Source organism: Micromonospora vinacea (assembly GCF_015751785.1).
GTDB lineage: Bacteria > Actinomycetota > Actinomycetes > Mycobacteriales > Micromonosporaceae > Micromonospora > Micromonospora vinacea.
The window spans coordinates 1,670,592-1,687,193 of the sequence record NZ_JADOTY010000001.1 but is presented as its reverse complement, the minus strand read 5'-3'; the positions used below and the strand labels follow the sequence as shown (position 1 = coordinate 1,687,193).

At 70.2% G+C, this 16,602-nt stretch carries 14 protein-coding genes, 1 tRNA gene and 1 other RNA gene; 10 read left to right on the top strand and 6 right to left on the bottom strand.

Annotated elements, in window-relative coordinates:
* Positions 1-42: 42 nt before the first annotated feature.
* A complete protein-coding gene (locus tag IW249_RS08190) occupies positions 43-996 on the bottom strand; it encodes a TetR/AcrR family transcriptional regulator C-terminal domain-containing protein (RefSeq protein WP_196920190.1) in 954 nt (317 codons plus the stop codon).
* A gap of 182 nt (positions 997-1,178) precedes the next feature.
* Between IW249_RS08190 and IW249_RS08185 the strand changes: the two genes are divergently transcribed.
* On the top strand, positions 1,179-2,792 hold the full coding sequence (locus IW249_RS08185; RefSeq protein WP_196920189.1) for a carboxylesterase/lipase family protein: 1,614 nt from the start codon (positions 1,179-1,181) through the stop codon (positions 2,790-2,792).
* Between the two features lie 77 nt (positions 2,793-2,869).
* Here IW249_RS08185 and IW249_RS08180 read toward each other — a convergent pair whose 3' ends face one another.
* Positions 2,870-3,364, bottom strand: a complete 495-nt coding sequence (locus IW249_RS08180; RefSeq protein ID WP_196920188.1) for a hypothetical protein — start codon at positions 3,362-3,364, stop codon at positions 2,870-2,872.
* A 92-nt stretch (positions 3,365-3,456) separates the two neighbouring features.
* Positions 3,457-4,011 (bottom strand): hypothetical protein, encoded by a 555-nt coding sequence (locus tag IW249_RS08175; protein ID WP_196920187.1) that lies wholly within the window; start codon positions 4,009-4,011, stop codon positions 3,457-3,459.
* Positions 4,012-4,036: 25 nt separating this feature from the next.
* On the opposite strand from IW249_RS08175, the gene IW249_RS08170 reads away from it, so the two are divergent.
* Positions 4,037-5,851: an FG-GAP-like repeat-containing protein gene (locus IW249_RS08170; RefSeq protein ID WP_307788543.1), complete on the top strand. Its 1,815-nt coding sequence runs from the start codon at positions 4,037-4,039 to the stop codon at positions 5,849-5,851.
* Positions 5,852-6,172: 321 nt separating this feature from the next.
* On the opposite strand, the gene IW249_RS35190 is transcribed toward IW249_RS08170, so the two are convergent.
* Positions 6,173-6,274: a DUF397 domain-containing protein gene (locus IW249_RS35190; protein ID WP_372433030.1), complete on the bottom strand. Its 102-nt coding sequence runs from the start codon at positions 6,272-6,274 to the stop codon at positions 6,173-6,175.
* Positions 6,275-6,330: 56 nt separating this feature from the next.
* Between IW249_RS35190 and IW249_RS08160 the strand changes: the two genes are divergently transcribed.
* Positions 6,331-6,993 carry a pentapeptide repeat-containing protein gene (locus IW249_RS08160; protein WP_196920186.1) on the top strand — a complete coding sequence of 221 codons (663 nt, stop codon included), beginning with the start codon at positions 6,331-6,333 and terminating at the stop codon, positions 6,991-6,993.
* Between the two features lie 69 nt (positions 6,994-7,062).
* On the opposite strand, the gene IW249_RS08155 is transcribed toward IW249_RS08160, so the two are convergent.
* Positions 7,063-7,147, bottom strand: a tRNA-Ser gene (locus IW249_RS08155).
* 82 nt (positions 7,148-7,229) lie between these two features.
* Here IW249_RS08155 and ffs point away from each other — a divergent pair.
* Both ffs and IW249_RS08145 read left to right on the top strand, forming a co-directional pair.
* Positions 7,230-7,319: signal recognition particle sRNA small type (gene ffs, locus IW249_RS08150), an RNA gene on the top strand.
* Positions 7,320-7,543: 224 nt separating this feature from the next.
* Positions 7,544-10,675: a DNA polymerase III subunit gamma and tau gene (locus IW249_RS08145; protein ID WP_196920185.1), complete on the top strand. Its 3,132-nt coding sequence runs from the start codon at positions 7,544-7,546 to the stop codon at positions 10,673-10,675.
* Between the two features lie 64 nt (positions 10,676-10,739).
* Here IW249_RS08145 and IW249_RS08140 read toward each other — a convergent pair whose 3' ends face one another.
* Positions 10,740-11,435 carry a DUF998 domain-containing protein gene (locus tag IW249_RS08140; RefSeq protein WP_196920184.1) on the bottom strand — a complete coding sequence of 232 codons (696 nt, stop codon included), beginning with the start codon at positions 11,433-11,435 and terminating at the stop codon, positions 10,740-10,742.
* A gap of 202 nt (positions 11,436-11,637) precedes the next feature.
* Between IW249_RS08140 and IW249_RS08135 the strand changes: the two genes are divergently transcribed.
* The 5 genes from IW249_RS08135 to IW249_RS08115 all read left to right on the top strand — a co-directional run bounded on the left by IW249_RS08135 (position 11,638) and on the right by IW249_RS08115 (position 16,573).
* Positions 11,638-11,946, top strand: a complete 309-nt coding sequence (locus IW249_RS08135) for a YbaB/EbfC family nucleoid-associated protein (protein WP_007466279.1) — start codon at positions 11,638-11,640, stop codon at positions 11,944-11,946.
* Between the two features lie 8 nt (positions 11,947-11,954).
* Positions 11,955-12,548 (top strand): recombination mediator RecR, encoded by a 594-nt coding sequence (gene recR, locus IW249_RS08130; RefSeq protein WP_030328135.1) that lies wholly within the window; start codon positions 11,955-11,957, stop codon positions 12,546-12,548.
* Between the two features lie 314 nt (positions 12,549-12,862).
* The gene (locus IW249_RS08125; RefSeq protein WP_196920183.1) at positions 12,863-14,524 is read left to right on the top strand and encodes an ABC transporter substrate-binding protein; all 1,662 of its coding nucleotides are present in this window, start codon (positions 12,863-12,865) and stop codon (positions 14,522-14,524) included.
* Positions 14,525-14,609: 85 nt separating this feature from the next.
* Positions 14,610-15,614, top strand: coding sequence for an ABC transporter permease (locus IW249_RS08120; RefSeq protein ID WP_124776655.1), 1,005 nt, complete (start codon positions 14,610-14,612; stop codon positions 15,612-15,614).
* Complete coding sequence (locus tag IW249_RS08115; RefSeq protein ID WP_196920182.1) at positions 15,611-16,573, top strand: ABC transporter permease; 963 nt, start codon at positions 15,611-15,613, stop codon at positions 16,571-16,573. The genes IW249_RS08120 and IW249_RS08115 overlap by 4 nt, the downstream gene beginning before the upstream one ends.
* Positions 16,574-16,602 lie beyond the last annotated feature (29 nt).

The following is a 16,602-nucleotide window of genomic DNA, read 5'->3' as shown; positions in this document are numbered from 1 at the left end:
TTTCGCCGCCGCGTCCGGGGCGCGGCTGCCCGAGCAGGCCACTCACCCGGTCCGAGTGGTCACCCGTTCGAGCAGCGCCGCCACCCCGTCGAGTAGCCGTTGCAGGCCGAACTCGAAGAGGCTCTCGACGTTGAGGTCGATCGCCGTCCGGCTGAGCCGGGCCAGATGCGGAAACTCGCCCGCCGCGAGCAACCCACCGAACACGTCGGCCTGGGCCTCCATCCACTCGTCGTCGGTCAGGCCGGTGTCCTGCTCCGCCTCGGCCCCCTGCTCCAGATTGATGGCGGTGCCTCGCACATGGTTGGCCAGTGCGGCCACCAGGTGGAGTTGGGTGTGCTGGTCCAGGCCGTGTCGCGCGAGGGCCCGCAGCGCGCACTCGGTGTGCGCGACGGCGTGCGGTGCCATCAGGGGGCGGGTCAGCGAGATGACCTGGGCCAGCCAGGGATGCCGCCGGTAGATCGACCACTGGAGCCGGCTGAGCAACTCCAGTTGGGCTCGCCACCCGGGCGGGAACGTGCGCGGCAACCGGTGCGCGGCGAACGCCGCGTCCGCCATCAGCACGAGAAGCTGCTCCTTGCCCCGAACCTGCCGGTACAGCGACATGGTGGGGACGTCCAACTCCGTCGCGATGCGCCGCATGCTCAGCGCCGGTAACCCCTCGGCGTCGGCGATCTTCATGGCGGTCCGCACCACCTGGTCGCGGGTCAGCCCCTGAGCCGGCAGGCGTCGACCGCCGGACGCTGCGCCCCGACCCGGCGTGGTCGGCTCCGCGCCGGTCACCACCATGCCCACACCGGGCACTGCCCGCACCAGGCTCTCCTGCCGCAGGGCGGTGAGCGCGCGACTGGCGGTCGCCATGGCGACGCCCCACTCCCGGACGATCTGCCGGGTGGACGGCACCCGGTCGCCGGGGCCCAACTCGCCCGCCATGATGCGCCGGCGCAACTCCCCGACGATGCGCAGATAAGGGGGAGTGGTCTCGCCGATCTCCGCCACGGTCGCCTCCCGTCGGCCTCGCGGTGACCGTAGCGCACTAGAGCACCGGGCGGAGCCCCGTCGATGGTCGCGCGCTTCCTGCCGCCGCGTACTAGAGCTCCCTGGCCGGGCTGTTGTCAGCTCGACATGCTCGGCGCAGCCCGGTGCGTACGCCGTACCGGCATCGACCGATGGGGAGAGTCATGACCAGCATCTCGTACCCCCGATGGGCCGTCGCGATGGGCGCTGTCGTCCTGGCCGGCTCGGCGGTGGCCGTCGGACCGGCCGCGGCCGACGACGACCGCCGGAGCGCGGCCGTCGTCCGGACCGACCAGGGCGCGGTGCGGGGAACCGTCGCGGCCGACCACCGCACGTTCCAGGGCATCCCGTACGCGAGCCCACCGCTGGGCGCGCTGCGCTGGGCCCCGCCGCAGCCCGGCCCAAGGTGGACCGGAGTACGCGACGCAACCCGGTCCGGTGCTGCCTGCGCGCAACTGCAAGGGCTGCCGATGGACACAGCGTCGGAGTCCGAGGACTGCCTCTACCTGAATGTCACCACCCCGCGCGCCTCCGCACGAACACCTCGACCAGTGATGGTCTGGTTGCACGGCGGGGACTTCCGGTTCGGCAGCGGTGACGGGTACGGCGGACAGCGGCTGGCGGTCGGTGGCGACGTCATCGTCGTCACTGTGAACTACCGGCTCGGCGCGCTCGGCTTCCTGGCGCATCCGGCACTGGCCGGCCGGGACGGCGTCACCGGCAACTTCGGGTTGCAGGACCAGCAGGCCGCGCTGCGCTGGGTACGACGCAACGCCCCGGCCTTCGGTGGTGACCCGGGCAACGTCACAGTGTTTGGCCAGTCCGCCGGAGCGACGAGCGTCTGCGCGCACCTCGCCGCGCCGGGCTCCGCTGGCCTGTTCCACCGCGCGATCATGCAGAGCAACTCGTGCGCCAACCCGGTCCAGACCCGGGCCGAGGCGATCGTGGCGGCCGAGGAGTTCGCTCGGAGGATCGGCTGCACCGACCCGGCCGTGGTCGCCACCTGCCTGCGCGGACGTACTCCCGCCCGGATGATCGAGACGGTCGGCTACCCCGGCGCGGGTGTCGACCTCGGCCCGGTCGTCGACGGCCACACGTTGCCGGTGGACCCGGCCGAGGCGCTGACCACCGGGAGGCTGCATCGGGTGCCGGTGTTGACCGGGATGAACCGGGACGAGTCCCGGCTCGTGGTGTGGGGGATGGAACGGCTCGGGTTCAACTGCCCGGAGCCGCCGAAGCCGAACCAGGAGCCGGAGTCGTGCCCGCTCACCGATGAGCAGTACCGCGACCAGGTGCGCGACATGTTCGGTGACCACGCGGACAAGGTGCTGGCCCGCTACCCGCGCGACCCCGCACAACCCGCCAGCGTGACGTTGAGTGCCGTGCTGACCGATCACGACTACGCCGAGCCGGTCTACTCCGCCGCGCTGGCGTTCGCGCGGCGGGTGCCGACCTTCGGGTACGAGTTCGCCGACGAGGACGCGCCGTTCTTCACCGAGGGGCCCGAGCCGACGTTCGACACCGGCGCGTACCACTGCGCGGAGCTGCCGTACCTGTTCACTGTCGACTACGCCGAGGCGCTCACGCCAACCCAGCGGCGGCTCTCCGACGAGATGGTCCGCACCTGGAGCGACTTCGCCCGGACGGGTCGGGCGGGTTGGCCCCGACTGCGCCCGGACGCCCCGTACGTTCGGGTGTTCGCCGGTGACGGCGGATCGGGCGGAACGGACTTCACGGCGGCCCACTCGTACGACTTCTGGCTGTCGCTCCGCCGCTGAACGACGACTGGCCTGTCGGTCGCGTCAATCCATAGTGGATCGGAGCGGTCCGACAGGTCAGCCGGTAGCTTGTCGGCTCAGCACGGGCCCGCACCCTCGTCGAAGAGGCGGCGGGCCCAGTCCGCGTACCCGGCGATGGTTTTTCGGACCGTGCGCCCGTCGTGCAGGAACAGGTACGCGCGGTCGCCGCTGCGGGCGAGTAGCCCGTCGAGGCGGTGCGTCCCCTGTGGAGCGCGGAGTCGGGTGACCTTCGGATAGCGGTCCCAGACCTGGTCGACGGGCGAGCCTGCCGTTATCCCCTCCGGTGTCCGCATCGGGTCGCCGACCCAGAGCAGCACGAGTTTGTCCTCCATGAAGACCGGGCTGACCGTGTCGTGGCCGGCGAGCACCGGCCCGCAGGCATCCAGGCTGGTGCGCAGGATGCCGCGCCGGGTCAGCTCGTCTTCGGTGGCACCGAACTCGATGTTCCGCAGGCCGTTCAGGTCGATGATCTCCACGCTGCCAGCGGGCCGGCCTTCCGGGATCGGCCCGGTGGGCGGTACGCCGCTGCCAGCGATCGAGGCAGCCGTCATCAACGTGGCTATAAACGCAAATTGTCGCAATTTCATGGAATCCCCCAGTCCCCAACGGAACGGGAGCGTTCAGGTTGCTGCCGGCGGCCGGATTACTGGTTTTCCCACTGTTCGACCAGCTCGTCCCAGTAGTCGGCGCTGAGTCGACGCCGCCCGTGCGCCAGCCAACCGTCGGTGTTCCGCTCCAGGTGCAGCCCCAGTTCGGCGAACGGGTCGATCCACGTGCCGGGCTCGACGCCCAGTCGGATCAGTGCCCCGTTGATCGGCCACTGCTCGCGCGGCGCGTCCAACTCGTCGTCGAAGCACGGGCCCCAGGACAGCGCCCCGCCCAACCACACCGCCGCCGACTGGTAGCCGACGCCACCACCGAACTCCGCCTCCAGGTAGGCCACCGGCCCCGACTGTGACCAGCGGGTCAGCACCTCGACCAACGCTGCCGACAACACCAGGCCGAACGGTCGTGCGACGCTCCGGTCGTCAGTCGCGAAATCGGGCAGGGACCCGGTCAGCTCGACCACCAACTGCGGGGTGACCGGCAGCAACGCGAAGTCCTGGCGCAGCTCGCCGAGGACCGCGTGATCCAGCTCGGCGGTCTGCTCCCGGAGCAGCTCAGCATCGGCGACCACCGCGCTGAGCTGGTAACCCATCAGGTCCCTCCGCCGTCCACAGCCTGTGGATAGAACATGTGTACGACGGTTCCAGGGCCGCCGGCTCCCGGACGCTACCCGCCGCCCGCGCCCGCCCCTCCAGCCCACTACCCGTTCGTCTCATTTCGGCAACCTGATCGCCCGCCTATGGTGTCGAGGCGCCTATCGAAACGGGGTCTCTATGCGGCGAAGCGCAGCTTTTCTTGTTCTTCCCACAGTTCTTGCCAGCCTGGTGATCAGTGCCCCGGCGAAGGCTGCGGAAGACGTCCGGACCATCACCCGGGACGGCGTCGTCCTCCAACACCACACGGTGTCCTGGATGAAGACGCCGACCCGTTTTCGGGGCATGGGGGTCGGCCGCTCCGACTTCGACGGCGACGGTGTCGACGACATCGCGGTAACTGGTACCCCGTCCAATTACACATTGCCGGCGGAGCCGACCGGCGTGGTCAGCGTGCGCTACTCCTCGGCCCCGAAGATCGACTACCTGATGGGCGTCCTTACCGGGGGCAGCGGCTGTGTCTGTTTCGGTATGGCGCTCGTGGCGGGGGACTTCAACGGCGACCGTTTCGACGACCTGGCAATCGGCGACCCGGACGAGCCGGATCCCAAGAACAAGACCCACGCTGGAGGGGTCTGGGTCATCCCCGGCAGCGGCACCGGCCTGGTGGTCGACTCGGCAATCCACTTCAACCAGGATTCGCCAGGCATTCCGGACAGTCCGGAGACCTTCGACCAGTTCGGTGCTGCCCTCGCGGCCGGCGACATCAACGGGGATGGTCGCGAGGACCTCGCCATCGGTGCCTGGGCAGAGGCGATCGGAAGCAAGGCGATGGCCGGCGCGGTAACCGTCCTCTTCGGTGGGTCAGCCGGTCTCACGGCGACCGGCGCGCAACACCTCCACCAGGACCTGGCCTCGGTGCCCGGCGCGGCCGAGGCCAACGACCAGTTCGGCTACACGCTCGCCATCGGGAAGGTCGACAACAACCGTTACCACGACCTGGTCATCGGCGCTCCTCGTGAGAACGACGGGGTGAGCTGGGACGGCAGCGGCATGGTCACCCTGATGTGGGGCTCGGCGAGTGGTGTGTCGTCCACCGGTGCCACCTCGGTCACCGGTGCGGCCATCGAACCCAACGATGGGACAGGCACCATCGCGTGGTACCTGGGTGACGCGGTCGCGGTTGGCGACGTGAACGGCGATGGGCTGGGTGAGGTGATCGTCGGAGCCTCCGGCGCCCAGACCCCGGACATCAACGGCGGCCTCATCGCGGCCTTCCCCGGCCGTGCCGCCGGCCTGTCCAGCAGCGGGGTGCAGGTCATCACGCAGCGGACGGCCGGCGTACCGGGCGACCCGGCGGGTGACGACCGCTTCGGTGGCGTGCTGGCGGTCGGCGACGTGACCGGCGACGGCAGGGCGGACGTGCTGGTCGGCGCCCCCGGCGACCAGATCGGCGCGAAGGCCGGGGCCGGCAGCATCACCCTGCTCAAGGGTGCGGCCGGCGGGTTGACGGGCACCGGTGCCCAGGCGTTCGACCAGAACCACTCGGCCGTTCCGGACGGCTCCGAGACTGGCGACAAGTTCGGTTCCGCCATCGCCCTGCTGAACCTCGACCGCACCGGCGGGCTCGACGCCCTCGTGGCGTCGCCCGGGGAAGAGGTGAGTGGTGACCTCGCCGGGTATCCGTCCGGGGTCGTCAACCCGTTCTACGGTGCCGCCGGCGGGCTCGTACCGCAGAACAAGACGTGGAGCGGTCTGTCCGAGCGCACCGAAATCCTCTGGCCGATGAACTACGGTCTCCGGATTGCCGGGCCGCAAAGTGGTGGCCCGCTGTTCTGAGCGGTGCCAGCAACGCCCGGCCGGCCCGTACTGGGCCGGCCGGGCGTTCGCGCGCCCCGGCCGTGCGGGGGTCGTCCGCCGACGGTCGGTCGGCCCGGCGGCGACGGTCGAACCCGGCAGGCAGACGGTCGCCCTTGGCCGCTACCGGTACGAAAGTGCCCGCCCATCAAGCCTTCCGGCATCAAATCTCCAGATCTTGGACACTTTCCGTTCTGTGCGAACGGAAAGTGTCCAAGATCTCGACGAAGTTGAGGGGCGTGGGCCGCATCCGGGCCATCAGGGTTGGGTAACGGTCGGAGCTGCGACGGGTCGTCGGGCCGTTCAGGCCCGCCGGGCGAACTCGGTGACGAACGCGCGCCAGGCCGCGGGCGCGAAGGCGAGCGCCGGGCCGGTCGGGTCCTTTCGCCGAGTGCGTTGGCCGATCTCAGGGCGCGGGTCGCTGATCGACCGGAGTGGGACGGCAAGGTGGTGTTCGACAAATGAGTAAGTACAAGCGTGCCAGCGGCGACGTGATCCGCTGGCCAGACAGCCCCGACGCGCGGGAAGCGCTGGAGGAGTGGTTCGCCGATGCTTCCGCCACGGCGTACCTGTCGGGGGATTTTCTTGATTTTCGCGGGGCGGACCTCAGCCGGCTCGACCTGGCCGGCGCTTATTTCTCCAACTCCCACCTGGCCGGTGTCCGATTCGAGGAAGCCAACCTCGGCGATGCCAACCTGACCAACGCCGAGTTGCAGGGCGCGGATTTCTCCTTCGCCGACCTGGCCAAGGCGGAAATGGTCGGTTGCTCGGCCGGTAAAGCGTTGTTCCGCTCGGCCCGGCTGTTCGCGGTGCAGCTCGACGACGCCGTTCTGGAAGGGGCGGATCTCCGCCACGCGATCCTCAATTCCGCCAAGCTCTACAAGACCGATCTGCGCGGTGCCAATCTTGAGCTGGCCAGCCTGCGCTGGTGCACGCTCGGCGGCACGAGCATGCCGACGGTGCTGACCGGCGCGAGGATGTTCGGCTGCCAGTTCGAGGGCGCGAAGGGTGCCGTCGTCGGCCCGGTCCTCGTCGACGAGGAAGCGACCCGGTCCCTCGGCGGCGCCGAGCTGGAGGCGTGGTTCTCGGGGCAGGGCGCGGAGCACGTCCAGGTGGTGGGCTGACGCACCGCACAGACGACTCAGGGCCGGTCCCCGTGGGGCCGGCCCTGTCGTTGGTGCTGCTCAGGCGAGCGGAGGATACGAGATTCGAACTCGTGAGGGTGTAAACCCAACACGCTTTCCAAGCGTGCGCCCTAGGCCTCTAGGCGAATCCTCCGCGAGCCAGGATACAGGCCCGTGTCGGCCGGGCCACCCCACCACCCCCTGAAGATCGACGGGCGGTCGGGTAGGCTGGGCGTCACCTCCCGTGCGGCGGTATCTCGTGAACCTCCCCAGGGCCGGAAGGCAGCAAGGATAAGCGAGCTCTGCCGGGTGCACGGGAGGCCTTTTTGTCTGTGGGCCGGTTGATCCACTCGGCATCCATGATGTCGCGGTGTCCTGGCCACGCGGACACCGCGGTTTCCAGGAAGCCGAGTCGATCAAGGCCCATAGCCGAGTTGATCAGGCCCTGGCGGCCCGGTCGATCAGGCGCGGCATCCGTGGCGCCGGGGTGGTGGGTGGTCACCCGCGCCCGACCGGCGCAGAATGGCTCGGTCGAGAGGAGGCGGGACGAGTGACGCTGGCGCTCTACCGCAAGTACCGGCCGCGTACCTTCGCTGAGGTCATCGGTCAGGAGCACGTGACCGAGCCGCTGTCGCAGGCGCTGCGCAGCGGGCGGCTCAACCACGCCTACCTCTTCTCCGGCCCGCGCGGCTGTGGCAAGACCACCAGCGCCCGGATCATGGCCCGCTCGCTCAACTGTGAGCAGGGCCCCACTCCCGAGCCGTGCGGCAAGTGTGACTCCTGCCGCTCGCTGGCGACCGACGGTGCCGGCTCCATCGATGTGATCGAGATCGACGCGGCAAGCCACGGTGGCGTCGACGACGCCCGCGAGCTGCGCGAGCGTGCCTTCTTCGCGCCGGCCAGCAGCCGCTTCAAGATCTACATCATCGACGAGGCGCACATGGTCTCGACCCAGGGCTTCAACGCCCTGCTCAAGCTGGTCGAGGAGCCCCCGGAGTACGTCAAGTTCATCTTCGCCACCACCGAGCCGGAGAAGGTCCTCGGCACGATCCGGTCGCGGACCCACCACTACCCGTTCCGGCTGTTCCCGCCGAAGGTGGTCCGCCCGTACCTGGAGCAGCTCTGCGAGGCGGAGGGGGTCACCGTCGAGCCGGCGGTCTTTCCGCTGGTGGTGCGCGCCGGTGGCGGCAGCATGCGGGACAGCCTCTCCGTGCTCGACCAGCTCATCGCTGGCGCCGGCGCGGAGGGGGTCAGCTACGCCCGGGCCGTCGCGCTGCTCGGGGTCACCGACTCGGCGCTGATCGACGAGATGTGCGACGCGCTGGCCGCCGCTGACGGCGCCGCCGCGTACGCCACCGTCGACCGGGTCGCCGAAGCCGGGCACGACATGCGCCGGTTCGCCTCCGACCTGCTGGAACGGCTGCGCGACCTGATCGTGATCCAGCAGGTGCCGGACGCCGCCGCGAAGGGTCTCATCGACGCCCCGGGCGACCAGATCGAGCGGATGGCCGCCCAGGCTTCGCAGCTCGGCTCGGCCACGCTGTCCCGCTGCGCCGACATCGTGCACGACGGCCTGGTGGAGATGCGCGGCACCACAGCACCCCGCCTGCTGCTGGAGCTGATCTGCGCCCGGATGCTGCTGCCCGGCGTGGACGACTCCACCGGCGGCCTGCTCCAGCGCCTCGAGCGGATGGAACGTCGGCTCACAGTGGGCGGCACCGACGCGCCGTCGGCCGCCGCCGGCTCCGCGCCGGCCACCAACCCAGGGGTACGCCCACAGCCAGCCACCCCGGTCCCGGCTGCCGCCACCCCTGCACCCGTGAACGCCCCGACCTCCGCACCGCCGTGGGCGGTCGACCCGACCCAGGGCGCTGCGGCCTCGGGCGCTTCCGCCCCGGCTGCTTCAGTCACCGGTGCACCCGCCTCGCCCGCTCCGACCTCCGGTGCACCGGCCTCGCACGTCTCGGCGGCCGACTCGCCGATCCCGGCGTCCCCCGGTGCGTCGACCGGGTTGGCTGACCAGGCCGTACCCGTCTCGCCCGCCGGGCCGACCCCGCGTCGTGCGGTGCCACCGTCGGCGGTGCTGCCCGACCCGGCCACGCCCGCGCCGCCCCGACCGGGCGCGCCCGCCGCCGCCCTGGACGCGGTAGCGGTCCGCCGGGTCTGGCCCGACGTGGTCGGCAAGGTCAACCGGACCAACAAGCGGATCGCCGCACTGATGCGCGACGCTGTGGTCCGCGAACTCGACGGCGACATGCTGGTGCTGACGGTGAAGTCCACAGTGCTGGCCAAGATGATGGCCGACCACGCGGCGGTGCTCACCGACGCGCTCTACGAGGAGTTGGGCGGGCGCTGGCAGATCCGGTGCGAGGTGGCCGGCGAGCGCGGTGGCGTGTCGCTGTCCAGCTCACCCCGCTCGCAACCCGCCGCACCGGCCCGACCCGCCGCCCCGCCCGCCGCCGGCCCGACGAGTGCGCCGCCAGCCACGCCAAGCTCGAACGCGCCTAGCTCGAACGCTGCGTCTGGCTCGAACGCGCCTAGCTTGAGCCCTGCGTCAGGCTCGAATGCCGCGCCTGGGTCGAACCCCGCGCCAGGGTCGAGCGCTGCGCCAGGGTCGAGCGCTGCGCCAGGGTCGAGCGCTGCGCCAGGTTTGAACCCCGCGCCAGGGTCGAGCGCTGCGCCAGGGTCGAGCGCTGCGTCTGGGTCGAACCCCGTGCCTGGGGCGAACCCCGCGCCTGGCTCGAATGCCGCGCCAAGCGCGAATTCCGCAGGCTTCAGCGCCGCGCCTGGCTCGAACGCGGCGCCAAGTGCGAACGCGGCCGGGCCGGGGACTGTGGCACCCAACGCCCCGACCGCCGCTGCCAGGCCGACGAACGCCCCGTCCACCGCGGCGAACCCGACCGGCGCTGCCAGCCCGGCCTCGCATGGCGGTGTCGGCGCGGGTTCCGGTGGTCACGGTGCCGGTCGGCAGGGTGCGGCACCGTCCGCCCCGGCGGCGGACGACGAGGGCGACTGGCCGGAGGCCGCCCGCCCCGGCGGCGGTGCCCCGGCCGCCGAGGCGATGGACGACGAGGACTGGCCGGAGGCCGCCCGCCCCGGCGGTGCGTCGGCCGGAAACGAGTCGTCCGCATCGGCGTCGACCGGCCCGAACGGCAGCGGCCCGAACGGCGGCGGCCCCAACGGCGGCGGCCCGAACAGCGGTAACCCCAACAGCGGTAACCCCAACGGCGGTGGCGCGAGCGGCACCGGGCCAGGCGGTTCGGGCGGTCCCGGGGCGGCGGCCGGTGGCGGTAAGCCGGGCGGACGGGGTAACCCGACACCGGCGGCCCGGCAGCCGGCGACAGCCGGTGGTGCGCCGGTGAGCAGCGCCATCGCCGCGGCTCGCGCGGCGGCGGCGGGGCGCGGTGCGCGTACCGGAGCGGCAGCCCGGCCTGTCGCGGACGCCGAATGGGCCGGCGAGCCGCCCTACGACCCGGACTTCGACGGTCCGGCGCGGGCCGGCCGGCCCGGCGGCGCGGCACCGGCGGCGGCCCCTGCGTTTGAGGGGTTCGACCCGGGCGACGAGCCGTTGGACGAGATCATCGACGAGAAGACCGCGCGGGAGTCCAGCGAGGAGCAGGCGGTACGGCTGCTCCGGGAGACCTTCGGCGCCGAGAAGATCAACGAAGTCGACGCCCGCTGACAATCCACCCCACTGCGCGGTCGATCATGGAGTTGTGGTGGGTGACAAATCGTTTGTGGTTGGCCTATTCGGGCACCACAACTCCATGATCGACGCGGGCGGGGGCGCAGGCGGGGGTGGGGGCGGGGGTTTCGGCCAGCAGGACGCCCAGGGCGCAGGCCCAGAGGGGGAAGGGTAGGACGGCCACCCGTTCCATGCCGCCTACCCCGATCCCCAGGCCCTGCTGGGCGAAGAACAGCACCGTTCCGGCCAGCGCGATGAGCCCGGCGGTGAGGGTGAGCCGTCGCCACCGGCCGAGTGTCGTGCCGTGTGGTGCGAATCCGGCGAGGAGCAGGCCGGTGTTGCCCACCCCCATGATCAGGAATGCGCCGAGGACGTGCAGGTTCTCGTCGACGTCGGCCGGGTAGACGGCGGCGAGGGCGTATCCGCCGGCGGCCAGCAGCAGCAGTGTCTGGGCCGAGCGCACCACCGGGCCGTGGCCGAGGATCCGCCAGGTCAGCAGGAGCCCGACGACGAGCAGTACGGCGGTGGCCAGTATCGCGGTGTTCATCAGGGGGTGCCACGGTGAGCAGACGTAGCGGGGGCGGGTGGTGTCCCATACGCCGCAGTGGGCGTTGCCGAGGTCGCTGATGTTGTGGGTGGCCCAGCTGTAGGTCGGGTCGCGCCACCGCAACCCGGTGATCAGGCTGGCGACGAGGAAGATGGGCGCGGCCGCGAGCCAGCACAGCGCGCCGACCCGGCCGGTGCGGTTGAGGTTCATGCCACGAGCAGACCAGTGCGACGGGCCCCGTCGCACTACCCCCAGATGGCCGGTTCGGGGTAGGGGTAGCCGTACCCGGAAGGCTCGGCGTGGGCGGACGCACCGGGCGGGGCGAGGTCGGTCCCAGCGGATAGGCTGGTCGGCGGTCGAGCAGACGAGTGCGAGAAGGAGCCATCCCGTGCGCCCAGGTGGACAGCCGAACATGCAGCAGATGCTGAAGCAGGCGCAGAAGATGCAGCAGCAGATCGCCGCCGCCCAGGCGGAGCTGGCCGAGGCCGAGCTGACCGGCACCGCCGGTGGTGGGCTGGTCACCGCGACCGTCTCCGGCTCCGGTGAGCTCAAGGCCATCAAGATCGACCCGAAGGCCGTCGACCCGGATGACGTGGAGACGCTGGAGGATCTGGTCGTCGCGGCCGTGCACAACGCCGCCGAGGCGGCCCGGGAGCTGACCGAGCGCAAGATGGGCCCGGTCGCCGGCGGCATGGGCGGCCTCGGCCTGCCCGGTTTCTGAGCCGGCAGATGTACGAAGGTGCCATCCAGGATCTGATCGACGAGCTGGGTCGGCTGCCGGGCGTGGGCCCGAAGAGCGCTCAGCGGATCGCGTTCCACGTCCTCTCGGCTGATCCGGCCGACGTCAACCGGCTGGCCGGCGCGCTGCGCAAGGTCAAGGAGCTGGTGCGGTTCTGCACGACCTGCTACAACGTGGCCGAGTCCGAGCAGTGCCGGATCTGCCGCGACCCGCGCCGCACCGACGAGGTGCTGTGCGTGGTGGAGGAGCCCAAGGACGTGGTGGCCATCGAGCGGACGGGTGAGTTCCGCGGTCGCTACCACGTGCTGGGTGGCGCGATCAATCCGCTGGAGGGGATCGGCCCGGACAATCTGCGCATCCGGGAGCTGATGATCCGGCTCGGCGGCGGCGGGGTGCGGGAGCTGATCCTGGCCACGGATCCGAACACCGAGGGCGAGGCGACCGCCACCTACCTGGCGTTGATGGTGAAGCCGATGGGCATCTCGGTGACCCGGCTGGCCAGTGGGCTGCCGGTCGGCGGCGATCTGGAGTACGCCGACGAGATCACCCTCGGTCGGGCCTTCGAGGGGCGCCGCGCGGTCTGATCACCCTGACGTACGGCCGGTGGCCGGCACCCGCGTGGGTGCCGGCCACCGCCGCGTCCCTGCCCGGAAATGATCTGACACCTGTGCCCTCATCGGGGCTGTTCGACGTAACAGTTTGGCATCGCGGGTGCTGATTGATCGGTTTTTGCCGCTGTTTACCTACGAATCGAATGTCAAGCGGCGGTTGAGGCACGATCCGATACCAACCGTCCACTCAGCGGTTTCCGGGTGGTCGCCTCGGGAGCTATGGTCACCGCCATCGGTGACCCCTGTCACCACGTTGTCCGTACCCCCAAGGACGAGGTGAAGCACACATGCGTGCACCCAGGCCGAAGGTCGCGATCGCGGCCATCGCGGTCGCGGCCCTCGCGGTAGCAGGCTGCGCCGAGAGCAACCGCGACGACAAATCCGGCGGTAGCAAGAAGGACACCCTCGTCTTCGGCGTCGCCGGAGACCCGAAGGTGCTCGACCCGAGCTTCGCCAGCGACGGTGAGTCGCTGCGCGTGGCGCGTCAGGTCTTCGAGACCCTGGTCCGACCGGAGGAGGGTGGCACGAAGGTCACCCCCGGCCTGGCCGAGTCCTGGACCCCGGACGCCGCCGGCACCACGTGGACCTTCAAGCTCCGCTCGGGCGTGAAGTTCCACGACGGCACCGACTTCAACGCCGAGGCCGTCTGCGTCAACTTCAACCGCTGGTACAACGCCAAGGGCCTCATGCAGAGCCCGGACGTGACCGCGTACTGGCAGGACGTCATGGGCGGCTTCGCCAAGAACGAGAACGCGGACCTCCCGCCGAGTCTCTTCAAGTCCTGCGCGGCCAAGGACGCCACCACTGTGGACCTGTCCTTCACCCGGGTCTCCAGCAAGATCCCGGCCGCGCTGATGCTGCCCTCGTTCTCCATCCACAGCCCGAAGGCGCTGCAGGAGTTCGACGCGAGCAACGTCGCGGGCACCGCCGAGGACATCAAGTACCCGGCGTACGCGACGGAGCACCCGACCGGCACCGGCCCGTTCAAGTTCAAGACCTGGGACGTCGCCAACAAGACGCTGACCCTGGAGCGCAACGAGGACTACTCGGGCGCCAAGGCCAAGCTGAAGACCCTCATCTTCAAGACGATCTCGGACGAGAACGCCCGCAAGCAGGCGCTCCGCTCCGGTGACATCCAGGGCTACGACCTGGTTGGCCCGGCCGACGTCGAGCCGCTGAAGAGCGAGGGCTTCAACATGCTCACGCGCCCGGCGTTCAACGTGCTCTACCTGGCGATCAACCAGAAGGGCAACCCGAAGCTCGCCGACATCCGTGTCCGGCAGGCCATCGCGTACGCCCTGAACCGTCAGCAGCTGGTCACCTCCAAGCTGCCGCCGGGTGCCAAGGTCGCCGACAACTTCATGCCGGACACCGTCGAGGGCTGGAACGGCGACGTCACGAAGTACACCTACGACCCGGCCAAGGCGAAGGCGCTGCTGGCCGAGGCCGGCGCGTCGAACCTGACGCTGAAGTTCCACTACCCGACCGAGGTCACCCGGCCGTACATGCCGAACCCGAAGGACATCTTCGAGTTGCTCTCGGCGGACCTGAAGGCCGTTGGCATCACCGTCGAGGCGATCCCGCTGAAGTGGAGCCCGGACTACCTGAACGCCACCACCTCGGGTAGCAAGCACGACATCCACTTCCTGGGCTGGACCGGTGACTACGGCGACGCCTACAACTTCATCGGTACCTTCTTCGACCGGCCGAAGGACGAGTGGGGCTTCAACAACAAGGCCCTCTTCGACCAGTTCAAGGACGCGGACGGCACCGCCGACATCGCGGCCCGGACCGAGAAGTACAAGGCCCTGAACAAGTCCGTGATGGACTTCCTGCCCGGTGTGCCGATCTCGCACTCGCCGCCGGCGATCGTGTTCGGCAAGGACGTGACCGGCGTCAAGGCGAGCCCGCTCACCGATGAGCGGTACGCGACCGCCGAGTTCAAGTAAGTCCTGATCTGACGCAGCAAGGAACGCGGGCGGGCGCTGTCGCACAGCGCCCGCCCGCAACCCTCCGCACCCCTTCGAGGCCGCCGTGTTCCGGTTCATCGTCAGGCGCCTGCTTCAGCTGATACCCACGCTGTTCGGGCTCTCCCTCCTGCTCTTCATCTGGCTCCGCCGTCTCCCCGGCGGCCCCGAGACCGCCATCCTCGGCGAGCGCGGCACCCCCGAGATGCGGGCCGCCATCCGCCGCAACATGGGGCTCGACGAGCCCATCCTGGTGCAGTACGGCCGTTTCGTACGGCGGATGATCAAGCTCGACCTGGGCACGTCGACCTCCACCAAGCGGGCGGTCACCACGGAGTTCATCGAGCGCTTCCCCGGGACCGTCGAGCTGACCATCACCGCGATGATCATCGCGATCGGCGTCGGCATCCCGCTGGGCTATCTGGCCGCCCGTCGTCGCGGCCGCTTCCTGGACCACGCCTCCGTGGGCGGCTCGCTGATCGGCATCTGCATCCCGGTCTTCTTCCTGGGCTACGTGCTCAAAGCGATCTTCTCGGAGAACCTGCACTGGTTCCCGTCCAGCGGCCGGCAGGACCCGACGCTCGGAGCTACCCGCGTCACCAACTTCTTCGTCCTGGACGGGTTGATGACCCGTGAGTGGGACGCCGCCGCCGACGCCCTCTGGCATCTGGTGCTACCCAGCATCGCGCTGGCCAGCATCCCGCTGGCGATCATCGTCCGGATCACCCGGGCGAGCGTGCTGGAGGTGCTGAACGAGGACTTCGTACGGACCGCCGAGGCGAAGGGCCTGACCGAGCAGACGGTTCGTCGCCGGCACGTCCTGCGCAACGCCATGCTGCCGGTCGCCACCTCGATCGGTCTGCTCGCGGGCGGCCTGCTCTCCGGCGCGGTGCTGACCGAGACCGTCTTCGCCTTCAGCGGCATCGGAGCGTTCGTCGCCGAGGCCATCGGCCAACGCGACTATCCGGTGCTGATGGGCTTCATCCTGATCATCGCGGTGGTGTACGTGTTGGTGAACCTCCTGGTCGATCTCTCCTACAGCTTCATCGACCCGAGGGTGAGGGTGCGATGACACTCAGCCCAGGCAAGAAGCGCGAAAAGATCGACCGGCTCTCCGAACTGGCCGCCCGCGACGACGAGCGGGGCGTCAGCCTCTGGCAGGAAGCGTTCCGCCGGCTGCGCGGCAACCCGGCCGCGATCGTCGGCGCGATCATCCTGGCGCTCTTCGTGCTGGTAGCGGTGGTCGGCCCGTTCCTCGTGCCGTACGCGGCGACGGACACGATCGGCATCCGGGAAGGGCTGATCAAGCCGGGTGTCATTCCCGGCCCGACCGGTGACCACTGGTTCGGTTACGACCACCAGGGCCGCGACGAGTTCAGCCGGATGATCGTGGGTGCCCGCCAGACCCTGCTGGTCGGCGTGGTCTCCACCCTGATCGGTCTGGCGATCGGGGCGCTTATCGGTGGCGTCTCCGGCGCGGCGGCTGGTCTCGGTGGCCGGTGGGGGCGGTGGATCGACACCACCCTGATGCGCTTCATCGACATGCTGCTGGCGATGCCGAGCCTGCTGCTGGCGGTGAGCATCGCCGCCCTGCTCGGGGCCAGCCTGACCACCGTGATGATCGCGGTCGGTGTGGTCTCGGTGCCGGTCTTCGCCCGGCTGCTGCGCGGCTCGATGATCTCCCAGGCCAACAGCGACTACGTGTTGGCGGCGACCTCGCTCGGCGTCAAGAAGTCGAAGATCGCGCTGACCCACGTGGTGCCGAACTCGCTCGCCCCGGTGATCGTGCAGGCCACCCTGACCCTGGCCACCGCGATCATCGAGGCCGCGGCGCTCTCCTTCCTCGGCCTCGGCAACCCGGACACCGCCGTACCGGAGTGGGGGGTCATGCTCGCCGACGCGCAGCAGTACCTCGGCATCCGGCCGTCGCTGGCGATCTACCCGGCGGTCGCGATCATCATCACCGCGCTCGGCTTCACCCTGCTGGGTGAGGCGATGCGCGAGGCCCTCGACCCGAAGCTGCGGAAGTAGGCCCGGCATGTGTGAAGCGCGAGGAGTGA

Bases quoted from the DNA above. Each gene is read 5' to 3' on its own strand.
- IW249_RS08115 (WP_196920182.1), top strand. From the start codon at position 15,611: ATGACACTCAGCCCAGGCAAGAAGCGCGAAAAGATCGACCGGCTCTCC.
- IW249_RS08125 (WP_196920183.1), top strand. From the start codon at position 12,863: ATGCGTGCACCCAGGCCGAAGGTCGCGATCGCGGCCATCGCGGTCGCG.
- IW249_RS08175 (WP_196920187.1), bottom strand. From the start codon at position 4,011: ATGGGTTACCAGCTCAGCGCGGTGGTCGCCGATGCTGAGCTGCTCCGG.
- IW249_RS08135 (WP_007466279.1), top strand. From the start codon at position 11,638: ATGCAGCAGATGCTGAAGCAGGCGCAGAAGATGCAGCAGCAGATCGCC.
- recR (WP_030328135.1), top strand. From the start codon at position 11,955: ATGTACGAAGGTGCCATCCAGGATCTGATCGACGAGCTGGGTCGGCTG.
- IW249_RS08185 (WP_196920189.1), top strand. From the start codon at position 1,179: ATGACCAGCATCTCGTACCCCCGATGGGCCGTCGCGATGGGCGCTGTC.
- IW249_RS08180 (WP_196920188.1), bottom strand. From the start codon at position 3,364: ATGACGGCTGCCTCGATCGCTGGCAGCGGCGTACCGCCCACCGGGCCG.
- IW249_RS08140 (WP_196920184.1), bottom strand. From the start codon at position 11,435: ATGAACCTCAACCGCACCGGCCGGGTCGGCGCGCTGTGCTGGCTCGCG.
- IW249_RS08160 (WP_196920186.1), top strand. From the start codon at position 6,331: ATGAGTAAGTACAAGCGTGCCAGCGGCGACGTGATCCGCTGGCCAGAC.